Origin of the sequence: Curtobacterium sp. TXMA1, assembly GCF_020162095.1 — a bacterium.
Classification (GTDB): domain Bacteria; phylum Actinomycetota; class Actinomycetes; order Actinomycetales; family Microbacteriaceae; genus Curtobacterium.
The window spans coordinates 1,900,174-1,923,526 of record NZ_CP083910.1 but is presented as its reverse complement, the minus strand read 5'-3'; the positions used below and the strand labels follow the sequence as shown (position 1 = coordinate 1,923,526).

General features: G+C 74.0%; 18 protein-coding genes, 1 tRNA gene and 1 pseudogene. 10 read left to right on the top strand and 10 right to left on the bottom strand.

Translation table 11 applies throughout. From position 1 onward, the window contains the following. The first annotated feature begins 64 nt into the window (after nt 1-64). Entirely contained in the window at nt 65-994 is a 930-nt protein-coding gene (locus LCG91_RS09085; RefSeq protein ID WP_058749183.1) for a siderophore-interacting protein, read from the top strand. Between the two features lie 32 nt (nt 995-1,026). Further along, the gene (locus tag LCG91_RS09080) at nt 1,027-1,815 is read left to right on the top strand and encodes an ABC transporter ATP-binding protein (RefSeq protein ID WP_411955839.1); all 789 of its coding nucleotides are present in this window, start codon (nt 1,027-1,029) and stop codon (nt 1,813-1,815) included. A 215-nt stretch (nt 1,816-2,030) separates the two neighbouring features. Here the strand turns inward: LCG91_RS09080 and LCG91_RS09075 are convergent, their stop codons facing one another. The 5 genes from LCG91_RS09075 to LCG91_RS09055 form a co-directional block, all read right to left on the bottom strand. Next, nucleotides 2,031-2,387 (bottom strand): hypothetical protein, encoded by a 357-nt coding sequence (locus LCG91_RS09075; protein ID WP_058750713.1) that lies wholly within the window; start codon nt 2,385-2,387, stop codon nt 2,031-2,033. A gap of 2 nt (nt 2,388-2,389) precedes the next feature. Beyond that, nucleotides 2,390-3,793: a dihydrolipoyl dehydrogenase family protein gene (locus tag LCG91_RS09070; protein WP_058730164.1), complete on the bottom strand. Its 1,404-nt coding sequence runs from the start codon at nt 3,791-3,793 to the stop codon at nt 2,390-2,392. Between the two features lie 135 nt (nt 3,794-3,928). Beyond that, complete coding sequence (locus LCG91_RS09065) at nt 3,929-4,750, bottom strand: arginase family protein (protein WP_224441171.1); 822 nt, start codon at nt 4,748-4,750, stop codon at nt 3,929-3,931. Nucleotides 4,751-4,795: 45 nt separating this feature from the next. After that, entirely contained in the window at nt 4,796-5,521 is a 726-nt protein-coding gene (locus LCG91_RS09060; protein WP_058730162.1) for a PspA/IM30 family protein, read from the bottom strand. A gap of 125 nt (nt 5,522-5,646) precedes the next feature. After that, entirely contained in the window at nt 5,647-7,692 is a 2,046-nt protein-coding gene (locus tag LCG91_RS09055) for a TPM domain-containing protein (RefSeq protein WP_224441170.1), read from the bottom strand. A 205-nt stretch (nt 7,693-7,897) separates the two neighbouring features. Here LCG91_RS09055 and LCG91_RS09050 point away from each other — a divergent pair, with 205 nt between their 5' ends. Together LCG91_RS09050 and LCG91_RS09045 are read left to right on the top strand one after the other, a co-directional pair. Further along, nucleotides 7,898-8,101, top strand: coding sequence for a hypothetical protein (locus LCG91_RS09050; protein ID WP_058729997.1), 204 nt, complete (start codon nt 7,898-7,900; stop codon nt 8,099-8,101). 43 nt (nt 8,102-8,144) lie between these two features. After that, on the top strand, nt 8,145-8,786 hold the full coding sequence (locus tag LCG91_RS09045; RefSeq protein ID WP_224441169.1) for a 4'-phosphopantetheinyl transferase superfamily protein: 642 nt from the start codon (nt 8,145-8,147) through the stop codon (nt 8,784-8,786). Here LCG91_RS09045 and map read toward each other — a convergent pair. Continuing rightward, on the bottom strand, nt 8,767-9,537 hold the full coding sequence (gene map, locus LCG91_RS09040; protein WP_224441168.1) for a type I methionyl aminopeptidase: 771 nt from the start codon (nt 9,535-9,537) through the stop codon (nt 8,767-8,769). The two genes, LCG91_RS09045 and map, sit on opposite strands and share 20 nt — an antisense overlap. Nucleotides 9,538-9,582: 45 nt before the next feature. Between map and LCG91_RS09035 the strand changes: the two genes are divergently transcribed. Then, on the top strand, nt 9,583-9,888 hold the full coding sequence (locus tag LCG91_RS09035) for a helix-turn-helix domain-containing protein (protein ID WP_224441167.1): 306 nt from the start codon (nt 9,583-9,585) through the stop codon (nt 9,886-9,888). On the opposite strand, the gene LCG91_RS09030 is transcribed toward LCG91_RS09035, so the two are convergent. The 4 genes and pseudogenes from LCG91_RS09030 to LCG91_RS09015 all read right to left on the bottom strand — a co-directional run bounded on the left by LCG91_RS09030 (nt 9,885) and on the right by LCG91_RS09015 (nt 16,327). Then, entirely contained in the window at nt 9,885-11,210 is a 1,326-nt protein-coding gene (locus LCG91_RS09030; protein ID WP_224441166.1) for a M1 family metallopeptidase, read from the bottom strand. The genes LCG91_RS09035 and LCG91_RS09030 overlap by 4 nt on opposite strands. Further along, nucleotides 11,207-15,171, bottom strand: a pseudogene (locus tag LCG91_RS09025) (Pls/PosA family non-ribosomal peptide synthetase). Before LCG91_RS09025 ends, LCG91_RS09030 begins: the two are co-directional and overlap by 4 nt. 376 nt (nt 15,172-15,547) lie before the next feature. Further along, nucleotides 15,548-15,619 (bottom strand) — tRNA-Arg (locus LCG91_RS09020). A 135-nt stretch (nt 15,620-15,754) separates the two neighbouring features. Next, nucleotides 15,755-16,327 (bottom strand): hypothetical protein, encoded by a 573-nt coding sequence (locus LCG91_RS09015; RefSeq protein ID WP_058749847.1) that lies wholly within the window; start codon nt 16,325-16,327, stop codon nt 15,755-15,757. A gap of 172 nt (nt 16,328-16,499) precedes the next feature. Here LCG91_RS09015 and argS point away from each other — a divergent pair, with 172 nt between their 5' ends. The 5 genes from argS (at nt 16,500) to thrC (ending at nt 23,352) form a co-directional block, all read left to right on the top strand. Further along, nucleotides 16,500-18,071 carry an arginine--tRNA ligase gene (argS, locus tag LCG91_RS09010; RefSeq protein ID WP_224441165.1) on the top strand — a complete coding sequence of 524 codons (1,572 nt, stop codon included), beginning with the start codon at nt 16,500-16,502 and terminating at the stop codon, nt 18,069-18,071. 541 nt (nt 18,072-18,612) lie between these two features. Continuing rightward, entirely contained in the window at nt 18,613-19,368 is a 756-nt protein-coding gene (locus tag LCG91_RS09005) for a DUF2993 domain-containing protein (protein WP_224441164.1), read from the top strand. A 78-nt stretch (nt 19,369-19,446) separates the two neighbouring features. Next, complete coding sequence (gene lysA / locus LCG91_RS09000; protein WP_224441163.1) at nt 19,447-20,847, top strand: diaminopimelate decarboxylase; 1,401 nt, start codon at nt 19,447-19,449, stop codon at nt 20,845-20,847. 55 nt (nt 20,848-20,902) lie between these two features. After that, nucleotides 20,903-22,222 carry a homoserine dehydrogenase gene (locus LCG91_RS08995; protein ID WP_058729225.1) on the top strand — a complete coding sequence of 440 codons (1,320 nt, stop codon included), beginning with the start codon at nt 20,903-20,905 and terminating at the stop codon, nt 22,220-22,222. Between the two features lie 50 nt (nt 22,223-22,272). Continuing rightward, nucleotides 22,273-23,352 carry a threonine synthase gene (thrC, locus tag LCG91_RS08990; RefSeq protein WP_058749850.1) on the top strand — a complete coding sequence of 360 codons (1,080 nt, stop codon included), beginning with the start codon at nt 22,273-22,275 and terminating at the stop codon, nt 23,350-23,352. The last annotated feature ends 1 nt before the right edge of the window (nt 23,353 follow it).

The window sequence follows — 23,353 nt, the reverse complement described above, 5'->3', positions numbered from 1 at the left end:
CGCGCGGCATGCGGGTGCACCCGGGCGGGGTACCCCGGTGCACCCTGGAAGCCTTAGGTAAGGCATGCCATACTCGTACCTCGTGGCAGCCCGGTACCGAGTCTTCTCCGTCCGCGTCGCGGCCGTGTCGGCGCTCACCCCGTCGTTCGTCCGGGTGACGCTCACCGGTGACGCGCTCGCGGACTTCTCCGCGGTCGGGCTCGACCAGCGCATCAAGGTCGTCCTGCCGATCCCCGGGCACGGGTTCACCGACCTGCCCGACGGCGACGACTGGTACGGCGCCTGGCGCGCGCTGCCCGACGCCGAGCGCAACCCGCTCCGCACCTACACCGTGCGGTCGTTCCGCCCGGACGCGCATGAGCTCGACATCGACTTCGTGGCGCACGGCGACACCGGCCCGGCGTCGCGCTGGGTGTCGTCCTGCCGCGTCGGCGACGAGCTCCGCATCGTCGGGCCCGCCGTGCCGACCTCGCCGGCCGAGCTGCCGAGCGGTGCCGCGGAGTTCGCCCCGGGGAGCGCGACCCGGATCCTGCTCGCCGGCGACGAGACCGCCGCTCCGGCGATCTGCGCCATCCTCGAGGCGCTCGACGTCGCGACCGTCGGACACGTCTTCATCGAGGTCCCGACCGACGCCGACCGGTTGCCGGTCACCGCTCCCGCCGGGGTCGAGGTGCGCTGGATCGCGCGCAACGGCGCTTCCCACGGGGTCCGCATGACCGACCAGGTGCACGCGTGGGCGTCCGAGGTGGCTGCCGGTCCCGCGCGCGGCGACGGCACCGCGCGCGGCGTCGTCGAGCTGGCCGACGTGGACGTCGACGAGCAGGTGCTCTGGGACGTCCCCGAGGTCGCCGAGGAGCGCCCCGTCTACGCCTGGATCGCCGGCGAGGCCGGGTGCGTCAAGGAGCTCCGCCGCCACCTCGTGCGTGGCGTCGGGCTCGACCGTCGGCAGGTCGCCTTCATGGGCTACTGGCGGCACGGCAAGGCCGAGCACTGAGCGGGGCAGCACCCGCCCCGGTGGTGGGCGCGATCCCGGCGACCGCCCTGGGTGCGCGCGGCCTGACGCTGGCGTACGACGACCGGGTCGTGGTCTCGTCACTCGACGTCGACGTGCCCGACGGCGAGCTGACCGTCATCGTCGGACCGAACGCGTGCGGCAAGTCGACGCTGCTGAAGTCCTTCGCCCGGACCCTGAAGCCGAGCGCGGGGACGGTGTACCTCGACGGGACGCCGATCGACTCGCTGCGCCCGAAGGCCGTCGCCCGGCGGGTCGGGATGCTGCCCCAGACCCCGATCGCGCCCGAGGGCATCACCGTCCGCGACCTCGTGTCCCGCGGGCGCTTCCCGCACCAGGACCTGCTGCACCCGTCGTCGGGGTCCGACCGCATCGCCGTGCAGGCCGCGCTCGAGCAGACCGACACCGTCTCGCTCGCCGACCGCAGCGTCGGGGAACTCTCCGGCGGACAGCGGCAGCGGGTCTGGATCGCGATGGTCCTGGCACAGGAGACCGACATCGTGCTCCTCGACGAGCCCACGACGTTCCTCGACATTGCACACCAGTACGACGTGCTCGAACTCGCGTCGGCCCTGCACGCGTCGGGGCGCACGGTGGTGGCGGTGCTCCACGACCTGAACCAGGCCGCGCGGTACGCGACGCACCTCGTGGCGATGCGCGACGGGGCGATCGTGGCGCAGGGCACCCCGGCCGCGGTGCTGACCTCTGAGCTCGTCGAGGACGTCTTCGGACTGCCCTGCGTGGTCGTCCCGGACCCCGAGACCGGCACCCCGCTCGTCGTGCCGCGGCGCCGCGTCGCCTGACCGGCTGGTCGCGTCCGGCGTGTGGGCGGGACACGTCGCTCGCGTCCGGCGTGTGGGCGGGACACGCCGCTCGCGTCCGGCGAGCGGGCGCGTCCCGCCGGCGCGGGGTGGCGAGCGTGACGGTTCCGGCCCGCGCGGTGGACGACGCGACCGGCTGACGGACGGGAGGCGCGGTGCGGGCCCGCACCGCGCCTCCCGTCCGGGGGACCACCGGATCAGCGGTAGCCGCCGTCCTCGAGTCCGGCCTCGACCTCGAAGCGGTTGCGCGCGGCGTCGCGCCCCGCGAGCGCGTAGAGCAGCGGCATGAGCATGCCGTAGCGGCGCCACTGCGCGACGTGCACCCGCTCGTGGCGGAGCACGCGGGGTCCGTCGTTGTCCCGCGTCAGGTACACGGACCCGACGCACGTGCCGCCGCGCCGGAACGCCCAGCGCGGCATGCCGGTGCACACGACCAGTCCGTCCTCGACCCGGACCCGCCCGGTCGAGAACGGCAGACCGACGGCCAGCCCGACGGCGGTGGCGAAGAGCCAGCCCGCGCGCGAGACGGGGGAGTCGAGGAGCGGGTTGCGCACCCCTACTCCGGTCGGCCGTAGGTCTCGAGCAGGCGCAGCCAGACCTCGTTCATCGTCGGGTAGGCGGGGACGGCGTGCCAGAGCCGGTCGACCGGGACCTCGCCGACGACCGCGATCGTCGCCGCGTGCAGCATCTCGGCGACGTCCTGTCCGACGAAGGTCACGCCGACGACGACGCCGCGGGACTCGTCGACGACCATCTTCGCCCGGCCGGTGTACCCGTCGGCCTGCAGCGCGGACCCGGCGACCGCGCCGAGGTCGTACTCGACCGCGCGGACGTCGATGCCCTGCTCGCGTGCGGCCGCCTCGGTCAGCCCGATGCTCGCGACCTCGGGGTCGGTGAAGGTGACCTGCGGGACGGCCGCGTGGTCGGCCGTCGCGACGTGGGCGCCCCACGGTTCGGCGTGCACCGGTCGACCCTGTGCGCGCGCCGCGATCGCCTCGCCGGCCGCGCGTGCCTGGTACTTGCCCTGGTGGGTGAGGAGGGCGCGGTGGTTGACGTCGCCGACGGCGTAGAGCCAGTCGGTGCCCTGCACGAGCATCGTGTCGTCGACCTGCAGCCAGTCGCCCGGGGTGAGCCCGACGGACTCGAGGCCGAGGTCGGCGGTGTGCGCCTTCCGGCCCGTCGCGGCGAGGACCTCGCTGGTGACGACGGTGGTGCCGTCGTCGAGCGTCGTGGTGACCAGGCCGTGCTCGTCGCGGTCGACCCGGGTCGGGTTCACGCCGGTACGCACATCGATGCCGAGCTCGCGCATCGCGTCGGCGACGAGCTCGCCCGCGAAGGGCTCCATCCCACCGAGCAGCCCGTGGCGGGCGACCAGGGTGACCTTCGACCCGAGCGACGCCCACGCGGTCGCGAGTTCCGAGCCGGCGACACCGCCGCCGATGACGAGCAGGCTCTCCGGGACCTGCTGGGCGCTGGTGCCCTCGCGGGTGCCCCAGGGCTGCGCGTCGGCGAGGCCCGGGACGTCGGGCAGCTGGTGCAGCGAACCGGTCACGACGGCGACGGCGGACCGAGCGGTGTGCGTCTCGCCGCCGACCTCGACGGTCTTCTCGCCGGTGATGCGGGCGTGGCCGCGGACCAGGGCGATGTCCGCGGACTCGAGCCAGGCGACCTGGCTGTCGTCCTGGTAGTCGGAGGTGAACGAGTTGCGTCGGGCGAGGACCTTCGCGGCGTCGACCGCTCCGGTCACGGCCTGGGCGGCGCCGTCCACACGCTTCGCGGCCGCGACCGCGTGCCCGCTGCGGAGGAGCGCCTTCGACGGCATGCACGCCCAGTAGGAGCACTCACCGCCGACCAGTTCGGCCTCGACCACGGCGACCGACAGGCCGCGCTTGTGGGCGTAGTCCGCCACGTTCTCGCCGACAGCGCCGGCGCCGATCACGATGAGGTCGTAGTCCGTCATGTCCTCGAACCTACGCGGGGCGGCGGGGCACGGGCCGAGAGCGCACGGTGTCGGCGTGCCGGTCGTCAGCGCACGCGGAGCGCCGTCCGGCCGACGGGTCCGGCGCCGCCCGGTCGGGGGTTCCTGCGCTGTCCGTCAGGCCGTGCGCGACGCCGTGGTCAGGGCGCCGACCGCGCGGAGGATCACGCCCAGGTCGTCGACCGCACGGTCCGGGTCCACCGGCGCGAAGCCGGTCAGCGCGGCCCCGACGAGCCGCCGCCCGCGGGTCGCGGCCTGGATGCGCTCGACGAGCCCGGAGGCGTCGAGCCCGAACGGCACCGGTTCGAGCAGGCCGTCGACCTCGGCGGGGTCGAGCACGTCGAGGTCGACGTGGACGAAGACGCTGTCGGCGCCGGTGGACCCGACCGCTGCGGAGACCGCGTCGGGCGTCGCTGCGTCCACGTCGAGGTGGATGATGCCGACCCGGTCGAGGGCGGCGGTCTCGGCGTCCTCGGCGCCGCGGACACCGGCGAGCACGACCATCGCCGGGTCGAGGACCGGGAGGTCGGGGAACAGGTCGTCCGGTCGGTCCACGAGCAGGCGCAGCACCGCGGTCTCGGCCGCGACGGGTTGCGCTCGGTTCAGCGATCGGTAGCCGGTCGAACCGGCGATGCGCACGAACGCGGTGCCCGGGCGCACGAGCACGGTGGCGCCGAGCACGCTCGCCCCGTCCCCGCCGACCACGAGCACGGGCTCGCTCGCCACGCCGGTCTCCTCGGCCACGCGTTCGGCGACGGCGCGCACCGAGGTGTAGCGGGCGACGGCGGTCTCGAGGCGGTCGCCGGCGCCGGCCGGGACGTCGACGACGGTGGTGGCGGCACGGGGCAGGTCGGCCGCGATGGCCCGCGCTCCGTCGCCGAGGCGCATCGCGCGCGACGACGCCGAACCCTGCCACTGACCGACGACGAGGAACTGCATCGTCTCAGTCTGTCAGCACGGTCCGGCGCCGTCCGCAGGTGCGCGTCAGATGCTCGACGAGCCGCCGTTCTTCAGCGCGGCGAGCCGGGCCTCGACCTCGGCGTCGCGACCGACGTCCTCGAGGCTCTCGAACTGCGCGTCGAGGCTCGACGACTGCAGCTCCTGCTGGCCGAGGACCTTCGCCTCCTCGCGGCGGACCTTCTCCTCGAAGCGGGCGAGGTCGCTGGTCGGGTCGGTGATGTCGATGTTGCCGATGGCGTCGTTGACCTTGGACTGCGCCTCGGCGGTCTTCTGGCGTGCGACCAGCGAGTCGCGCTTGGCCTTGAGCTGCTCGAGCTTCTGCTCCATGCCGGCCAGGCCGGACTTGAGCTTCTCGACCTGCTCGTTCTGGGTCGCGAGCGGGGCCTCGTTGTCCTTGACCTCCTGCTCGGCCGCGATCTGCTTGCCGATCGCGATCTTCGCCAGGTTGTCGAACTTGTCCGCGTCGGCGGTCTTGCCCTCGGCGCGGTACTTGTCGGCGGCGGCCGAGGCGTTCGCGGCCTTCTGGCCCCACTCGATCGCGGCGCGCTTGTCCTCCTCGTTGTCCTGCTCGAGCAGGCGGAGGTTGCCGATGGTCTGCGCGATCGCCGTCTTGGCGTCCGCGATGTTGTTCGTGTAGTCCCGGACGAGCTGGTCCAGCATCTTCTGCGGGTCCTCGGCGTCGTCGATGAGCTGGTTCACGTTCGCTCGGATGAGCGACGAGATGCGGCCGAAGATCGTCTGCTTTGCCATTGCTTTCCCTTTCCTGGAAGGTCTGTGGTGGTGCTGCTGGTCGAGCGTCGTGCGGGTCGTACGTTCGTCGTGCGGGTCGTGCGGGTCGTGCGGGTCGTGCGTGTGTCGTGCTGGTCGTGGCCGGGTCAGAAGCGGCCGCCGCCGGAGAAGCCGCCGCCACCGCCGCCACCGCCACCGAAGCCGCCACCGCCCCCGAAGCCGCCGCCCCCGAACCCGCCGCCCCCGAACCCGCCGCCGCCGAACGAGCCGCCGCCGAACGAGCCGCCGCCGAAGCTGCCGCCGCGTCCGCCCAGCAGGCCGCCGAGCACGATCCCGGTCACGAGGCCGCCGAGCTGAGCGCCGTTGCCGCCGCCGCCCTGCCCGGGCCACCCGCCCATGTCGTCGTTCGCGGCGTCCATGGCCGCAGCGGCGTACTGCTCCGCAGCGCGCGCCGCTCCCAGGGCGCGAGCGGGGTCGCTCGTCGCGAGGTCGACCGCGTCGTCGAGGGCACGCTCGGCCTCGGACAGGCGCGTGCGGGCCGTGGTCCCGACGGCACCGCGGCGGAGGGAGATGAAGTCGCGGGCCTGACTGATGCGGGCCCGGGCGTCACGCAGGGCGTCGTCGAGGGCCCGTTGCGCACGCTGCTGCTGCTCCTGCGCCCCGCGCGCAGCGGCCAGCGCGGCGTCGATCTCGGTGTTCGCCTTCGTCAACGCGTCCACCGCGGCGATCGGGTCGCGCGGGTCGGACCCCTGACGGAGGACGGTGTCCGCGCGGGTGACCGCGGCGGCGAGGGCCGGGTCGACCGAGCGCATCGCGCGTGCCGCGGCGACGTCGCCCTCGATGTCTGCGCGCATCGCCTCGGCCCGCGCAGCCGCCTCGGCGAACGCCCGCTCGGCGCCCGTCGCGCTGGCGGTCAACTGCTGCACCTGCGCGAGGGCGTGCTGCGCGTCGCGCACGGCGATCACGGCTTCGCCCTTGTCACCCGACGCGACGGCGGCGGTCGCCGCCTGCGAGCGTTCCGTCGCGTACCCGAGCACCTGTTCGGCCTGCTCCACGTTTCCGGCGACCGTCGCGAGCGTCCGGCCGCCGTACGACCCGCGGACCCGTTCGAGCGCCCGGCGCGCGGCGTCGAGCTCCACCGGGGCCGCGGCGACCGCGGAGGCGAGGCCGGCCGCGGCGTCCTCGACACCGTCCTCGAGCGCGCGCAGCCGGTCGAACGCCTCGGTCTGCTCGTCGATGGACGCGTGCGCCTGCTCGCAGATCGCGATGATCTGGTTCGCCCACTGCGCGCGTTGCTGCGGGGAGTCCGGTACCTCGTCGTCGAGCTGCTGCTGGAAGGAGAAGGCCTGCCGCACGTTGCGCTTCGCGGTCGCGACGGCGTCGGCGAAGGGCTTCGCGGCGTCCTCGCCGAACTGCGCCGTGGCGAACCCGACCTCCTGCTCGGCGGTCCGGAGCTCGTCGTCGATGGTGACGAGCGCACCCCCGGCCTTGCGCTCGAGCCCGGCGAGCGACTCCTGCTGTGCCCGCTCGGCCTCGGCGGTCCGACGCTTGTTCCGGGTGCGGATCACCAGGACGGCGACGACCGCTCCGACCACGACGACGAGCAGCAGCACCCACAACCAGGTGAGGTCCGGCGGTGCCTGCGACGCGACGAGGCCGTTCGCCAGCGCGACGGCGGCGCCGGCCCAGTCGCCGTCCCGCAGCTGCGGTACCGCGTCCTGTTGGTACGCGGACTCGACGTCGGAGCGCGACAGTGCGGTCTCGTTGGTCTGCTGGATGTCGGCGATCCGGTCGTCGACGGCCACGGAGAGCACGATGGCGTCGGAGTCGATCTGGTTGCGCTCCCGCAGGGCGTCGCCCCAGGCCGCGTGGTCGCTCGGGTTCGTGAAGGTCGGGACGTAGACGACGTAGAGCTGCGTCTGCGTCTCGTCGTACAGGTCCTGGATCGCCCGTTCGACCTGCGTCCGCTGACCGCTGCTCAGGGCCCCTGCCTCGTCCACCACGTAGGCGCCGCCGAGGTCCACCGGATCGGTGGCGTGGGCTGCCGCGGCGGGCGCGAGCACGAGCCCGGCGGCGAGGAGCAGTGCACCGATGCGACCGACGGCCCGGGCTGCCACGGACGCCGCACCACCGCGGAGCCGCCGTCGTGCCGCTCGGTCGCCCGTGTCCGCTCCGTCGTGGACCGCTCGCATCCGTCCTCCATCCGTCGTCCGGGGACCCTGGTGCCGCCCCCGACGGCACCCGCACGGGTGCCGACGCCCCGATGCTATCCAGGCCACGCACACAGCGGGTGGATGCTCGGACGACCCCCGGTGACGTCCGTCATGTGGAGGACTTGTACCCCGGTCCGGGGTATGGTGGTGGTCATCGTTCGACGACGAACGGAAGGGGAAAGCGATGGAGCGTACGACGAGCACCGAGGTCGTCCCACTGGAGGACGGCTACCACCGCGTCTCGACACCGGCGAGCGGTGTCATCGGCTTCGTCCGCGAGCAGGACGGCCGGTACGAGGTCCTCCGCGGCCGGGTCCGACAGGCCACGCGGTCCGAGGGCGCCTACAGCACCATGAACGTCGCGCTCATCGCGCTCACGCACGCCTGACCCGACCCCGGCTCGACGCCGGTCGGCCCGCTAGGCTCGCCGCGTGGTCCGTCCGTCGCGAATCGTCCGGGTGACGGTCGTGCGGTCCGGTGCCGACCGGGAGGCCCTGCTCGCCGCCGTCGCGTCGGCCCACCACATCGACTCGGCCGCCGTGCGCGCGGGGCGCGTCTGTCCGCACTGCGGCTCGACCGAGCACGGACGCCCGTGGGCCACCGTCGAAGGCCGCCCGATCCCGGTGAGCCTCGCCCGGACCCCCGCTCGTGAGGCCGGCGGCGCGGGGACCACCGCGATCGCCGTGGTCGCCGGTGCGGAGCGCTCCGACGCAGTCGGCATCGACCTCGAGCGGGTCGACCGGGTGGCGGCCGCCCCGCTCGACGCCTTCACGCTCACCGAGCTCGCCCGGTTGCGGGACGACCGGGACCGCACCGCCGCCTGGGCCGTCAAGGAGGCGGTGCTCAAGCGGGACGGCCGGGGACTGCGCGTCGACCCGGCTGCGGTCGAGGTGGACCTCGCGCGCGTGACGGCCCGTTTCGCCCGCCGGGAGCATCCCGTGACGGTCCACTGGCTCGCGCCGGACACCGTGCTCGCCGTCGCGGCGGGCGGCCTGCCCGTGGCCGTCGACGGCCGGGTCGACAGTGGCACCGGTGGCCGGCCCGACGACGGGGTCAGCGGCTCGGCCGGGTGAGCACCTCGACGCCGTCCTCGGTGATCGCGACGGTGTGCTCGGTGTGGGCGGTCCGCGCTCCGGTCGCACTCCGCAGCGTCCAGCCGTCCGGGTCGGTGACGAGTTCGTCGGTGTCCGCCATGACCCAGGGCTCGAGCGCGAGGAGGAGACCAGGTCGCAGGGTGTAACCCCGCCCCGGCCGGCCGGTGTTCGCCACGTGCGGGTCCTGGTGCATCGTCGAGCCGATGCCGTGGCCGCCGAACTCGGTGTTCACCGGGTACCCCGCTGCGGTCAGCACGGCGCCGATGGCGTGCGACACGTCGCCGGTCCGGACACGCGGGCCCGCCGTGGCGATCCCGGCGGCGAGCGCGCGTTCCGTGGCGTCGATCAGGGCCGTGTCCGCGGGGTCGGCGTCGCCGACGACGAAGCTGATCGCGGCGTCGGCGGCGATCCCGTCGAGCGTCACCGCCAGGTCGAGGGTGAGCAGGTCGCCGTCGGCGATCGCGCGGTCGTGCGGCAGCCCGTGCAGCACCGCGTCGTTCACCGCGGTGCAGACGTGGTGCCCGAAGGGGCCGCGGCCGAACGAGGGTGCGTAGTCGACGTAGCAGGAGACCGCGCCGGCGTCCTCGATCATCGTCCGGGCCCACCGGTCGATCTCGAGCAGGTTCGTGCCGACCGTCGTCCGGTCGCGGAGGGTCTGCAGCACGGTGCCGACGAGCGCGCCGGTCCGGCGGGCTCGGTCGACCTCGGCGGGGGAGAGGATCTCGATCATCCAATGATCGTACCGGTACTGTTCGCCCGGTACTAGTATCGGGGCATGGTCCGACTCCCGCTCAGCCCCGACGAGCTCGAACGCGGTCGCCGTCTCGGCGCGCTGCTCCGGAGCGCACGCGATGACCGCTCGATCCTCGACGTCGCCCTGGCCGCGGGCATCTCACCGGAGACCCTCCGGAAGATCGAGACCGGACGGATCGCGACGCCGTCCTTCGCGAGCATCGCCGCCGTCGCCGGGGTCGTGGGACTGTCCCTCGACACGCTCTGGGCCGAGGTGCACCCGCCGTCGCCCACCGGGTCGACGGACGGCGGGCCGTCGGGCGCACGCGTCGGGGCCGTGCGCGGCTAACCCGCGACGGCCGTCGCGGGTCCGGGGACGCCCGGCTCGTCGATCCAGGGCCCCGTGACCCGGCGCACCGCGAGCTCCGTGGTGCCCGCGGCATGCGCGACGGCGGCGTACACGTCCGTCGGTGCGATCGTGCCGTGGCGGTGGTCGGCACCGAGGCTCCTGAGCGCCGCGGTGAACGCCGTGTCGCCGAACGTGCGGCGGAGTGCGTGCAGGGCCAGGGCCCCGCGCTTGTAGACCCGGTCGTCGAACATGTCCCGTGCGCCCGGGTCGGCGACGACGAGGTCCTGCGGTCCCGCGAGGAGCGCCTGCCGGTGCCGCTCGGCGAGCACGTCGGCGGAGTCGCCCCCGCGGTGCTCCGACCACAGCCACTCGGCGTAGCAGGCGAAGCCCTCGTGCAACCAGATGTCCCGCCACCGGGCGGCGGTCACCGAGTTGCCCCACCACTGGTGTGCGAGCTCGTGCGCGATGAGCCGGTCGGTCCCGTGCTCGCCGTCGACGTGGTTCCGCCCGAACACCGCGAGGCCGTGCGCCTCGAGGGGGATCTCGAGCTCGTCGTCGGTGACCACGATGCCGTACGACGAGAACGGGTACGGCCCGAACACGTCGCTGTACAGGGCGATCATGTCCGGCACCCGGCCGAAGTCCGTCCGAACCGCCGCGGTCATGTCGGCCGGGTGGTGCACGGTCACCGCCGGTGCCACGCGCAGCGTCGTGGTGCGGTACCGCCCGATCTGCACGGTGGCCAGGTACGTCGCCATCGGCTCGGTGACCGCGTACGTCCAGGTGGTGCCGGCACGCGCGCGCTCGCTGCCGAGCAGGTCGCCGTTCGCCACCACGTCGTACCCGCTCTCGGCGGTGACCTCGAAGCGGTACGTGGCCTTGTCGTCCGGCCGGTCGTTGCAGGGGAACCAGGAGGGTGCTCCGGTGGGCTGGGCGGCGACGATCACGCCGTCGGTCAGTTCCTCCCAGCCGATCTGTCCCCACGGACTGCGGAGCGGACGGGGTGCTCCGCGGTACCGGAGGTGCACCGAGAAGTCGTCGCCGGCGGCGATCGGCGTCGCCGGTGTCACGGTGACCTTGTGGGTGCCGGTGGAGACCTTCGCGGCTCGCGTGCCGTCGACGTCGACACGGTCGACCCGCAGCCCGTGCAGGTCGAGCACGATGCGGTCCAGCGCGACGACGGCGCGACCCGTGACGGTGGCGGTGGCGTCGAGGCGGTTCGTGGCGACCCGGTAGCCGAGACGCAGGTCGTAGTGCAGCGCGCTCCACCGCCGGTCGCCGCTGTGCGGGGTGTACGGGTCGGCGTCGGGGTTCGGCTTCACGGTGTCGTCGAGTCTGCCACGGCGGCGGACCCGACGGCGGTGCCGGTGCGTTCCGTGTCCGGAGCGGCGGGTGCGTCCGGAGCCGGGGGCGCGGACGTCCACGGGGCGATCGGGTTCCCCGCCCACCGCGTGCCGCCCGGGACCTGCTCGCCGCGCATCACGAGCGACCCGGGCCCGACGGTCGCACTCGTCCCGATCCCGGAGGCGGGCAGGGCGACGCTGTGCGGGCCCAGGGTCGCGCCGTCGTCGAGGCGCACCGTGTCGAGCTGCATGACCCGGTCGTGGAACAGGTGCGTCTGCACGACGGTGCCACGGGCGACCGCGGCGCCGTCGCCGATCGACACGAGGTCGGCCTCCGGCAGCCAGTACGTCTCGATCCAGGTGCCGCGACCGATCCGTGCGCCGAGGCTCCTGAGCCACGCGGCGAGTGCGGGCGTGCCGGGGGCCTGTTCGGCGAACCACGGGCGCGCCACCGTCTCGACGAAGGTGTCCTGCACCTCGTTCCGCCAGACGAAGGACGACCACAGCGGGTGTTCCCTGGCGTCGATCCGGCCGACGAACGCCCACTTCGCCACCGTGGAGACGACGGCTGCGACCGCACCCGCCACGATGAGCACCGGGCCGGCGAGCAGCACCGTCCAGCCGATGCCGACGGACGACCAGAGCGCGAGGAGGGTCCCGGCCACGCCGAGGGCGATCGCCCCGGACACCATCGGGGCGAGCAGGCGGAGCAGCTCCCAGCACCCGCGCGCGACCTTCAGCCGCAGCGGCGGGCGGAACGTCCGTGCCTCGTCGAACTCCGTCGTCGCACGGCGCAGCCGGACGGGCGGTGATCCGAGCCACGACGACCCGCGCTTCGCCTTCCTCGGCACGGCGGACAGCACGGCCACGAGCGCCTCGCGCGGCACCGACCGTCCGGCGCCCGTCATGCCGGAGTTGCCGAGGAACGCCCGGCGGCCCACCTTCGAGCGGCCGATGCGGACGTAGCCGCCGCCGAGCTCGTACGTGGCGACCATCGTGTCGTCGGCCAGGAACGCCCCGGACGCGATCTGCGTGAGCGACGGGATGAGCAGCACCGTCGAGATCTCGGTGTCCCGCCCGACGCGGGCGCCGAGCAGCCGCAGCCAGAGCGGGGTGACCAGCGAGGCGTACACGGGGAAGAGCAGCGTCCGGGCGGCGTCGAGCACGCGTTCGGTGCACCAGGCCTGCCATCCGGCACGGGACCGCACCGGGTGGCGTCCCTCGTGCAGCCCGAGTGCGAGGAGCCGCACGGCCGCGACGACGAGCACGGCGTACACGAGCCCCGCGACGAGCGTGGCCAGCGGGACCGCCGCCAGGCCGCGCAGCACGGCCGCGCCGAGGGTGCCCGCGGGACCGACGACGGTGACCGCGACGGCCAGCCCCGCGGCGACGCCGGCCACCGGCAGCCCGGCCACGACGAGGGACCCGACCCCGTACGCGACGAGCCAGCGACGTCGGGCCGGGGGACGCGCCTCCCGGCCGTGGTGTGCCGAGCCGACGCGCTCGGCGGGGGAGCCCGCCCAGCGTTCCCCGTCGGGCACCCGACCGGTGACGGCGGAGCCAGGCTCGAGCTCCGCGCCAGCGCCGACGTGGGCTCCCGGCAGCAGTGTGGAGCGACTGTGCACCACCGCGTCGGTGTCGACGGTCACGCGGCCGAGGCGGAACACGTCGCCGTCGACCCAGTGCCCCGCGAGGTCCACCTCGGGTTCGATCGACGCGCGCTTGCCGACGGTGAGCATCCCGGTGACGGGCGGCAGGGTGTGCAGGTCGACGTCGCGGCCGATGCTGGCACCGAGCGCACGGGCGTAGTAGCTGATCCACGGTGCGCCCGCGGTCGAGGGGCCGTCGACGGCCTCGGCGATGCGCTCGGCGAGCCAGACACGGACGTGCACCGAGCCGCCCCGCGGGTGGTCGCCGGGGCGGACGCCCACGAGCAGCAGGCGTGCGAGGACCACCGTGACGGCCATCTTGCCGATCGGCGTGACGAAGAGCAGCAGCGCGATGACGAGGGCCCACCACGGCAGGACCGGCAGCACCGGCAGGGTGGTCGCGTGCAGGACCGCCGCGACGAGCGCCGTCCAGGTGAGGACGCGCAGCCCCCGCAGCACCTGCACGGGCAGCCCGAGCACCGTGAGCAGCAGGCCGGTCGTCGGCGGGACCGGGCGGACCGGGTGCCGGGCGGCCGCGGCGGGACCGGCGTCGTCGAGGGCCTCGGCGAGGGCGCCGATGCGCGGGTGGTCGTACACGTCCGACACGGTCGTGGTGGGGAAGCGCTCCCGGATCGCCGACACGAGCTGCGCGGCGGTGAGGGACCCGCCGCCGTGCGCGAAGAAGTCGTCGTCGACGCTCGTCACCGGGACCCCGAGGATCGCGGACCAGCGCTCCGCGATCCACGCCACGGTGTCGGGCAGCAGTGCCGCGTCGGTCGTGCCGGGCAAGGGCCAGGGAGCGCGGCGCGGTCCACCTTGCCCGACGTCCGGGTGGGCAGGGCGTCGACGACGGCCAGGAGCGGCACCAGGGCCGCGGGCAGTTCCTCGCGCAGCCGGGCGTTCGCAGCGGCGGTGTCGACCTCGGCGCCCGCGACGGGGGCGACGTAGCCGACGAGCACCTGGTTGCCGGCCGGTGTGCGCTGCACGACGGCCGCACCACCGGCGACACCGTCGAGGCCCTGCAGCGCCGCGTCGACCTCCCCGAGCTCGATCCGGCGGCCGCCGAGCTTCACCTGGTCGTCTGCGCGGCCCTGGAAGACGAGGCCCTCGGGCTCGTAGCGGACGAGGTCGCCGCTCCGGTACGCCCGCTCCCACCCGAGCTCGGGGAACGGCGCGTACTTCTCCGCGTCCTTGGCCGGGTCGAGGTACCGGCCGAGTCCGACCCCGCCGATCACGAGTTCGCCGACCCCGCCGGGCGCGACGCGCTGCCCCTGCTCGTCGACGACCGCGAGGTCCCACCCGTCGAGCGGCAGACCGATCCGCACCGGCTGGTTGCCGTCCATCAGCGACCCGCAGGCGACGACGGTGGCCTCGGTCGGGCCGTAGGTGTTCCACAGCTCGCGGTCGCGCGAGGCGATGCGGGCCGCGAGCTCGGGCGGGCAGGCCTCGCCCCCGAAGATCACCAGTCGCACCTGCTCCAGCGCGTCGTCGGGCCACAGCGCGGCGAGCGTCGGGACCGTCGACACGACCGTGATCGTGTGGGCGATGAGCCACGGGCCGAGGTCGACCCCGGTCCGCACGAGCGACCGCGGTGCCGGCACCAGACACGCCCCGTGGGCCCACGCCAGCCACATCTCCTCGCACGACGCGTCGAAGGCGACGCTCAGGCCGGCGAGCACCCGGTCTCCCGGGCCGATCGGAGCGTCCTGCAGGAACATCCGGGCCTCGGCGTCGACGAACGCCGCGGCGGACCGGTGTGTCACCGCGACCCCCTTCGGCACGCCAGTCGAGCCGGAGGTGAAGATCACCCACGCGTCGTCGTCCATGGTCGGGGCCGCCGCGCGAGCACCGGGGTCGACGACGGGTGCGGGCGCGGCGTCCGGCGCACCGCTCGTCCGCAGGACCCCGCCGGCACCGAGCACGCCGACGACCCCGGCCTCCCCGAAGACCAGTGCGGCACGCTCCTCGGGGTCGTCCGCGTCGACGGGCACGTAGGCGGCCCCGGCGGCGAGCACGGCGAGGATCGACAGGTACAGGTCGCGCCCGCCCGAGGGGATCCGCACGCCGACCCGGTCGCCGCGACGGACGCCGCGCGCGGCGAGGTCGTCGGCCTGCTCGCGGACGAGTCGGAGGAGCGTCGCGTAGTCGAGGGTGCCCGCCGGGTCCTCGAGCGCGAGGGCGTCGGGCGTGGCGCGGGCGGTCGCCTCGAGGACGTCGACCAGCGTTCGGGGGGCGGGTGCGTACTGGCCGCGGGCGAGGGGTGCCTGGGTGTCCGTGATGCCGGTGCTCATCGGCGCGGATCATACCCACGCCGCGTGTCGCGCTCGGGAACACCCGGTGCCCCGCGAGCTGCGCGGCTCATCGAGCCCGACGTGACGGACGCAACCACGGGGGACGGTCGCCGCAGGCGACATCGCGCGCCGCAGACCGAGCCCAAGGTGGCGAATGCACCCACGGGGGACGGTCGCCGCAGGCGACATCGCGCGACGCAGTCCGAGCCCAAGGTGGCGGACGCACCCACGGGGGACGGTCGCCGCAGGCGACATCGCGCGACGCAGACCGAGCCCAAGGTGGCGGACGCACCCACGGGGGACGGTCGCCGCAGGCGACATCGCGCGCGGCCGATCGAGCGAAGCGAGAACGTCCGCTTGCGCGGGAATGTAACTGTGCCCCCAGGAGGATTCGAACCTCCGCCCCTGCCTCCGGAGGGCAGTGCTCTATCCCCTGAGCTATGGGGGCTCCTGGGTGACACCAACCGTAGCAGGTCCGGCGACCCGGTCCCGACAGCGCGTGTCGCGCCCGTGTCGCGACCACGACCGGACGGGAGGCGCGGCACCGGCCCGCACCGCGCCTCCCGTCCGACCGGTGGTGCCGTCAGCCCGCCGGGCTGGCCGAGGCGGACGGCTGCAGCACCGCGCGCACCGCGTCCACGACGGGCTGCGCTCCACCGGGCTCGGTGTAGAGCGTCGACTCGGTGGTGACCCAGTACGGGTCCGGGAAGGCGTCGGCGCGTCCGACGCCGTCGTCCAGCGCGTAGTAGCCCTCGACGCGGTAGGTGGGCACGGAGCCGCCGCGCTCGTAGAGGGCGTCCTTCAGGGTCGTGAGCGACTTCTCAGGCAGGTGCGCCACGGCGAGCGTGATCGTGGTCGACGGGTCGTCGGTCGCGACGAGGCGGCAGACCCGACCGCGCTGGCGCTCGATCGTCGCGGCTGGCGTGCCCTTCGCCGGCGTCCACGACGTGTCCTGCTCGAAGGTCTTGCCGTAGACGGCGAGGGCGCTCTCGGGTAGCAGTTCGGCGCACGTCTGCCGGACGGCGGTGCCGATCGGGGTGGGGCTCGCGCTCGGGGCGGCGTCGCCGGAGCCGCCCGTGCACCCGGCCAGCAGGACGGTGGCGGACACGGAGAGCAGGGCGACGGTGATCGCCCGGGCACGGCTGCGGGAGGTCATCCAGCCATGATGCTGCACGCCGTCCGGCACCGGCCCGCGAGGGACCTGGGCGTCCCGGTAGACTCGACCCTCGTGACTCCTGCCGAACTCTCCGCCGCGTACCTGTCGATCCTGACCGGGATCGTCGAGCGACGAGGCGCGTCCGACACCGTGACGATCGGGGGAGTCCCACGTGGCCCTCGAGCGGCCGAAGAACCGTGCGCACGGCGACTGGGCCTCGAACGCTGCCATGCAGCTCGCGAAGCGCCTCGGGACGAACCCGCGCGAGCTCGCGACCGAGATCGCCGGCGAGCTGACCGAGCTCGACGGTGTCGCCTCGGTGGACGTCGCCGGCCCGGGCTTCATCAACATCACGCTCGAGGCCGCCGCCGCCGGCGAGATCGCCCGCACCATCGTCGACCAGGGCGTCGCGTTCGGGCACGGCGACCTGTACGAGGGCGTGTCGATCGACCTCGAGTTCGTGTCCGCGAACCCGACCGGTCCGATCCACATGGGCGGTGTCCGTTGGGCCGCCGTCGGCGACTCGCTCGCCCGTGTGTTCGAGGCGCAGGGCGGGCTCGTCACCCGCGAGTACTACTTCAACGACCACGGCGCGCAGATCGACCGGTTCGCCCGGTCGCTCGTCGCCTCGGCGCTGGGGGAGCCCACGCCGGAGGACGGCTACGGCGGCGCCTACATCGGCGAGATCGCCGCGCGCGTGATCGCCACGCTGCCGGCCGGCACCGACGTGCGCGACCTGCCGCGTGACGAGGCGCAGGAGCTCTTCCGCCGCGAGGGCGTCGAGTTCATGTTCGCCGACATCAAGTCGTCGCTGCACGACTTCGGCGTCGACTTCGACGTGTACTTCCACGAGAACTCGCTGCACGAGTCGAAGGCCGTCGAGCGGGCCATCGAGCGGCTGCAGTCCCTCGGCAAGATGTACGAGGCCGAGGGGGCGCTCTGGCTCCGCACGACCGACTTCGGCGACGACCGCGACCGCGTCGTCATCAAGTCCGACGGCCAGCCCGCCTACATCGCCGGTGACCTGGCGTACTACCTCGACAAGCGCGAGCGCGGGTTCGAGCGGAACCTCATCATGCTCGGCGCGGACCACCACGGCTACGTCGGCCGCATGATGGCGATGTGCGCGGCGTTCGGCGACGAGCCGGGCAAGAACCTCGAGATCCTCATCGGGCAGATGGTGAACCTGCTCAAGGACGGCCAGCCGTTCCGGATGTCGAAGCGCAACGGCACGATCGTGTCGATGGAGGACCTCGTCGACGCCGTCGGTGTCGACGCCGGTCGGTACGCCCTCGTGCGGTTCGCCAGCGACACGTCGATCGACATCGACCTCGACCTGCTCACGAAGCGGACCAACGACAACCCGGTCTTCTACGTGCAGTACGCCCACGCGCGAACGCAGTCGGTCGCGCGGAACGCCGCTGCCTCGGGCGTGGAGCGCTCGGCGTTCGACGCGTCCCTGCTCACGCACGAGACGGAGAGCGCGCTCCTCGGGGCCCTCGCCGAGTACCCGCGCGTGGTGCGTCAGGCCGCCGAGCTCCGCGAGCCGCACCGCATCGCGCGGTACATCGAGCAGCTCGCCGGGCTGTACCACCGCTGGTACGACGCCTGCCGCGTGACGCCGCTCGGGGACGAGGCCGTGACGGACCTGCACCGCACACGACTCTGGCTGAACGACGCCACCGGGCAGGTCGTCCGCAACGGCCTGGGCCTCCTCGGGGTGAGCGCGCCCGAGCGGATGTAGCGCCGGCGGCGCGGCCGCGCCGCGCCGCGCCACGCCGCGCTGCCGCGCCACGCCGCGCTGCCGCGCTGCCGCGCCGCGCTGCCGCGCCACGCCGCGCTGCCGCGCTGCCGCGCCGCGCTGCCGCGCGCGACGGCGGTCGTCCGGCGCTCGTCCGCACAACCGGAAGCACGTCGCGCCACGTGATCACGCGGCGCGACGTGCTTCCGGTTGTTCGCGAGCACGTCGCGCCGCCCCGCGGTCGCAGCGGCGGCCGCGCCGCGTCGGCGGCTCTGGGTCTCGCGGCCGCGGCTGCCGGCTGCGGTCCGAACCACGTTCCCGACATCGAACCAGGCGGCCCGCCTGGTTCGATGTCGTCTTCGTGGTTCGACGCTGCACGGGCGCGGCGCGCGCCGCGGTCGCCGCGCCCGCCCGCCCGCCGCGCCGTTCCGCCCGCCGCGCCGTTCCGCCCGCCGCGCCGTTTCGCGCGCCCGCCGGGGCGCGCCCGGCGGGCGCACACCGCGCCTCCAGGCCGGCCACGGGGAGCACCTGGCAGGGTGGGACGATGTCCTCCGCCACCGCGCCCTCCCCGAAGCGCCGTCGCTGGCCCGTCGTCCTCGTCGTCGTGGTGCTCGTGCTCGCCGCGCTGGTCGTCGTCGCGGAGTTCGTGCTGCGCGGCGTCGTCGACCGGATCATCGCGGACCAGGTCGAGCAGTCCCTGCCGGAGGGCGCGACCGGCGAGGTCACCGCGCACGCCGATGGCATCGTCATCCCGCAGCTGCTCGCCGGCACGCTCGACCGGGTCGACATCACCTCGGACCGCCTGACGGTCGACGGGGTCCCGCTCGCCGCCGACGTCACCGCGCGCGACGTCCCGGTCGACGGCAAGGGTGACGTCCGCGACGTCGACGGCCACGTGACCCTCGCCGCGACGAGCGTGGAGGACCTGGCGAAGTACAGCCCGCTGTTCGAGCGGCTCCGGCTCGTCGACGGCGGCGTCGAGCTGTCCGGGTCGACCGCGGTGCTCGGCTACGACATCAGCTACGCCGCCACCGGCGACGTGGTCGCGCAGCAGGACGGTCGCGGCGTCACGATCACCCCGCAGAGCGTCCGCATCACGAACTCCGCGCTCGGGCTGCGCGTCGACCGCATCCCGGGCGTCACGGGCGTGCCGGTCCAGGTCTGCACGGCGCAGTTCCTGCCGGAGCAGCTCCGTGTCCGGTCCGTGGACGTCACCGCCGAGCAGGCCACCGTCCGGGTCACCGCGGACTCGCTGCCGCTCTCCGAGCAGGGCCTGGGCACGGTCGGCTCCTGCGGCTGACCCCGGCGCACCGCCACCGTGGCCGACGGGCGTAACACCGGCCGGGAGGCGCGTCCCGGCTCGGTAGGATCGGGTCCCGTGAGCGCCAACCCCCTTGCCCCGCCGCGGCTGCGGTTCCCCGCCGACGCCTCCGCGCTCACCGCGCGGATCTGGCCGGCCTCCGCGACGCGGACGGACGACGGCGAACTCGCGATCGGCGGCATCACGGCATCGGACCTGGTCGCACGGTTCGGCTCACCGCTGTACGTGGTCGACGAGCGCGACGTGCAGGCGCGGGCCGCCCGGGTCCGAACGGCGTTCACCGAGGCCTTCGCCCGGATCGGGACACGCGCGCACGTCTACTACGCCGCGAAGGCGTTCCTCACGACCCAGGTCGCCGCGTGGATGACCGAAGCCGGACTCCGGCTCGACGTCTGCACCGCGGGCGAGCTCGCCGTCGCGCTGGCCGGGGGAGCGGACCCCGCGCTCCTCGGCTTCCACGGCAACGACAAGTCGGACGCCGAGATCGCCCGCGCGGTCGAGGTCGGACTCGGCACGATCGTGCTCGACAGCCACGAGGAGATCGGTCGCGTCGCACGCGCCGCCGCCGACGCGGGCACGGTCCAGCGCGTGCGCATCCGGATCAACAGCGGGGTGCACGCCTCGACGCACGAGTACCTCGCCACCGCGCGCGAGGACCAGAAGTTCGGCATCCCCCTGTCCGAGGCCGTCGACGCCGCGGCCGCGGTCCGGGCCGAGCCGTCGCTCGCGTTCGTCGGGCTGCACTCGCACATCGGCTCGCAGATCTTCGACGAGTCCGGCTTCCGCGAGGCGGCACGGCGCCTGATGGACGTGCACGCCGAGCTCGTGGCGTCCGGTCCGGTCCCGGAGCTCAACCTCGGCGGCGGCTGGGGCATCGACTACACCGAGGCGGACGAGGCGTTCGCGCCGGAGGACGTCGCCGAGGCCCTCGCGACCATCGTCGCCGAGGCCTGCACCGAGCGGGGCATCCCGGTGCCGGAGATCGCCGTGGAACCCGGTCGGTACATCGTCGGTCCGGCCGGCGCGACGCTCTACCGCGTCGGCACGATCAAGCCCGTGACGCTCGAGACGGACGACGGTTCGTCGGCCACGCGCACGTACGTGTCCGTCGACGGCGGCATGAGCGACAACGCCCGGCCGGCGCTGTACGGCGCGGACTACACGGCGCGGCTCGCCCGCGCCTCGGACGCCCCAGCGGTGCTGACGCGCGTCGTCGGAAAGCACTGCGAGTCCGGCGACATCGTGGTGAACGACGAGTACCTGCCCGGCGACGTGCGCCGTGGCGACCTGCTCGCCGTCGCGGCCACGGGTGCCTACTGCTGGTCCCTGGCGAGCAACTACAACCACGTCGGCCGCCCGCCGGTCGTCGCGGTCGCGGACGGCACAGCCCGTATCCTCGTCCGTGGCGAGTCGATCGACGACCTGCTCGCCCGCGACACGGGGGTTGTCGCCGGCTGATGCCGCTGACCCCGACCGACCGGGCTACCGCCCGCCCCACAGGAATGCGCACCACATGATCGAATACCGCAACGTCCGCGTCGCGCTGCTCGGAGCCGGCTCCGTCGGTTCCCAGGTGGCGCGCCTGCTCCTCGAGCACGGCGACGAGCTGGCCTCGCGCGCCGGTGCCGGGCTCGAGCTCGTCGGCATCGCGGTCCGGGACCTCGACGCGCCCCGTGACGTGGACCTGCCGAAGGAGCTCTTCACGACCGACGCGCAGTCGCTCATCCTCGGCGCGGACATCGTCGTCGAGCTGATCGGCGGCATCGAGCCGGCGCGCACCCTGGTGCTCGAGGCGCTGCAGTCCGGCGCCGACGTCGTCACCGGCAACAAGGCGCTCCTCGCCACGCACGGCCCCGAGCTCTTCGCCGCGGCCGAGCAGGTCGGTGCACAGCTCTACTACGAGGCTGCCGTCGCCGGTGCGATCCCGATCATCCGACCGCTGCACGACTCGCTCGCCGGCGACCGCATCGAGCGGATCATGGGCATCGTCAACGGCACCACGAACTTCATCCTCGACCTGATGGACCGCGAGGGCTCGACCTTCGAGGCCGCCCTGGCGACTGCGACCGAACTCGGGTACGCCGAGGCCGACCCGACCGCCGACGTCGAGGGCTACGATGCCGCGCAGAAGGCCGCGATCCTGGCCTCGCTCGCGTTCCACACGTCGGTGCCGCTCGCCGCCGTCCACCGCGAGGGCATCACCTCGGTGACCATCGAGCAGGTCAGGGCCGCGCGCAAGGCCGGCTACGTCGTGAAGATCCTGGCGACCGCCGAGCGGCTCACCGACGAGGACGGCGTCGAGGGCGTCAGTGCCCGCGTCTACCCGGCGCTCGTGCCGGAGTCGCACCCGCTCGCGAGCGTGCACGGCGCGAAGAACGCCGTGTTCGTCGAGGCCGAGGCCGCCGGCGACCTCATGTTCTACGGCGCCGGTGCCGGTGGCGTCGAGACCGCGTCCGCCGTGCTCGGCGACCTGGTGTCGGCCGCCCGCCGGCACGTCATCGGCGGCCCGGGCATCGCGGAGTCGACCCAGTCGGCGCTGCCCGTCTTCCCGATCGGCACCGTCCGCACGCGCTACCAGATCACCCTGCACGTGGCCGACGCCCCCGGCGTGCTCTCGACCGTCGCCGGAGTGCTCGCGGCGCACGGTGTCAGCGTCGAGACCGTCGAGCAGTCCGCCGCGACCGACCCGGGTGACGGCACCGCGGGCACCGCGACCCTCGTCATCGGCACGCACCTCGCCCGCGAGTCGGACCTGGCAGCCACGGTCGTCGCGCTCCGCAACGAGGACGTCGTCGTCGAGATCACCAGCGTCCTGCGGGTGGTCGGGGCCTAGTCCCGCACCCTCCGCCCCCGACTGCACCAACACCGAACAAGGAGAGCCTGATGGCCCACCAGTGGCAGGGAGTCCTGCGCGAGTACGCCGACCGTCTCGACGTCACCGAGGCGACGCCCGTCGTGACCCTCGGCGAAGGCGGCACGCCGCTCATCCCGGCTCGACGCCTTTCCGAGCGCACCGGCGCCGAGGTGTACGTCAAGTTCGAGGGCATGAACCCGACCGGGTCGTTCAAGGATCGCGGCATGACGATGGCGATCTCGAAGGCCGTCGAGCACGGCGCGAAGGCCGTCATCTGCGCCTCGACCGGCAACACGAGCGCGTCGGCCGCCGCGTACGCCACCCACGCGGGCATCACCGCTGCGGTGCTCGTTCCCGAGGGCAAGATCGCGATGGGCAAGCTCAGCCAGGCCGTCGCGCACGACGCCCAGCTGCTGCAGGTCCAGGGCAACTTCGACGACTGCCTCGACATCGCGCGCGACCTCGCCGCGAACTACCCGGTGCACCTGGTCAACTCGGTGAACAACGACCGCATCGAGGGGCAGAAGACCGCCGCGTTCGAGGTCGTGGACGTGCTCGGTGACGCCCCGGACTTCCACTTCCTGCCGGTCGGCAACGCGGGCAACTACACCGCGTACTCCCGCGGGTACCGCGAGGACGTCGCAGCTGGCCGATCGACGCGGATGCCGCGCATGTTCGGCTTCCAGGCCGCCGGTTCCGCGCCGATCGTCTCGGGTGAGGTCGTCCGGCACCCGGACACCATCGCGTCCGCCATCCGCATCGGCAACCCGGCCTCGTGGCAGTACGCGCTCGAGGCGCGCGACGAGACCGACGGCTACTTCGGGGCCATCACTGACGAGGGGATCCTCGCCGCGCACCGCATCCTGTCCGCCGAGGTCGGCGTGTTCGTCGAGCCCGCGTCGGCGATCGGTGTCGCCGGTCTGCTCGAGCGTGCGGACGCCGGTGTCGTGCCGCAGGGCGCGAAGGTCGTCATCACCGTGACGGGCCACGGCCTCAAGGACCCGCAGTGGGCGCTCCGCACCGAGGACGGCGGCGAGGTCGCCCCGACGAGCGTGCCGGTCGACACGAAGTCGGTCGCCGAGGTGCTCGGACTGGTCGGCTCCGCGTGAG

Bases quoted from the DNA above. Each gene is read 5' to 3' on its own strand.
- LCG91_RS09085 (WP_058749183.1), top strand. From the start codon at position 65: ATGCCATACTCGTACCTCGTGGCAGCCCGGTACCGAGTCTTCTCCGTC.
- LCG91_RS09070 (WP_058730164.1), bottom strand. From the start codon at position 3,793: ATGACGGACTACGACCTCATCGTGATCGGCGCCGGCGCTGTCGGCGAG.
- LCG91_RS09065 (WP_224441171.1), bottom strand. From the start codon at position 4,750: ATGCAGTTCCTCGTCGTCGGTCAGTGGCAGGGTTCGGCGTCGTCGCGC.
- LCG91_RS09060 (WP_058730162.1), bottom strand. From the start codon at position 5,521: ATGGCAAAGCAGACGATCTTCGGCCGCATCTCGTCGCTCATCCGAGCG.
- LCG91_RS09055 (WP_224441170.1), bottom strand. From the start codon at position 7,692: ATGCGAGCGGTCCACGACGGAGCGGACACGGGCGACCGAGCGGCACGA.
- LCG91_RS09050 (WP_058729997.1), top strand. From the start codon at position 7,898: ATGGAGCGTACGACGAGCACCGAGGTCGTCCCACTGGAGGACGGCTAC.
- map (WP_224441168.1), bottom strand. From the start codon at position 9,537: ATGATCGAGATCCTCTCCCCCGCCGAGGTCGACCGAGCCCGCCGGACC.
- LCG91_RS09035 (WP_224441167.1), top strand. From the start codon at position 9,583: ATGGTCCGACTCCCGCTCAGCCCCGACGAGCTCGAACGCGGTCGCCGT.
- LCG91_RS09015 (WP_058749847.1), bottom strand. From the start codon at position 16,327: ATGACCTCCCGCAGCCGTGCCCGGGCGATCACCGTCGCCCTGCTCTCC.
- LCG91_RS09005 (WP_224441164.1), top strand. From the start codon at position 18,613: ATGTCCTCCGCCACCGCGCCCTCCCCGAAGCGCCGTCGCTGGCCCGTC.
- LCG91_RS08995 (WP_058729225.1), top strand. From the start codon at position 20,903: ATGATCGAATACCGCAACGTCCGCGTCGCGCTGCTCGGAGCCGGCTCC.
- thrC (WP_058749850.1), top strand. From the start codon at position 22,273: ATGGCCCACCAGTGGCAGGGAGTCCTGCGCGAGTACGCCGACCGTCTC.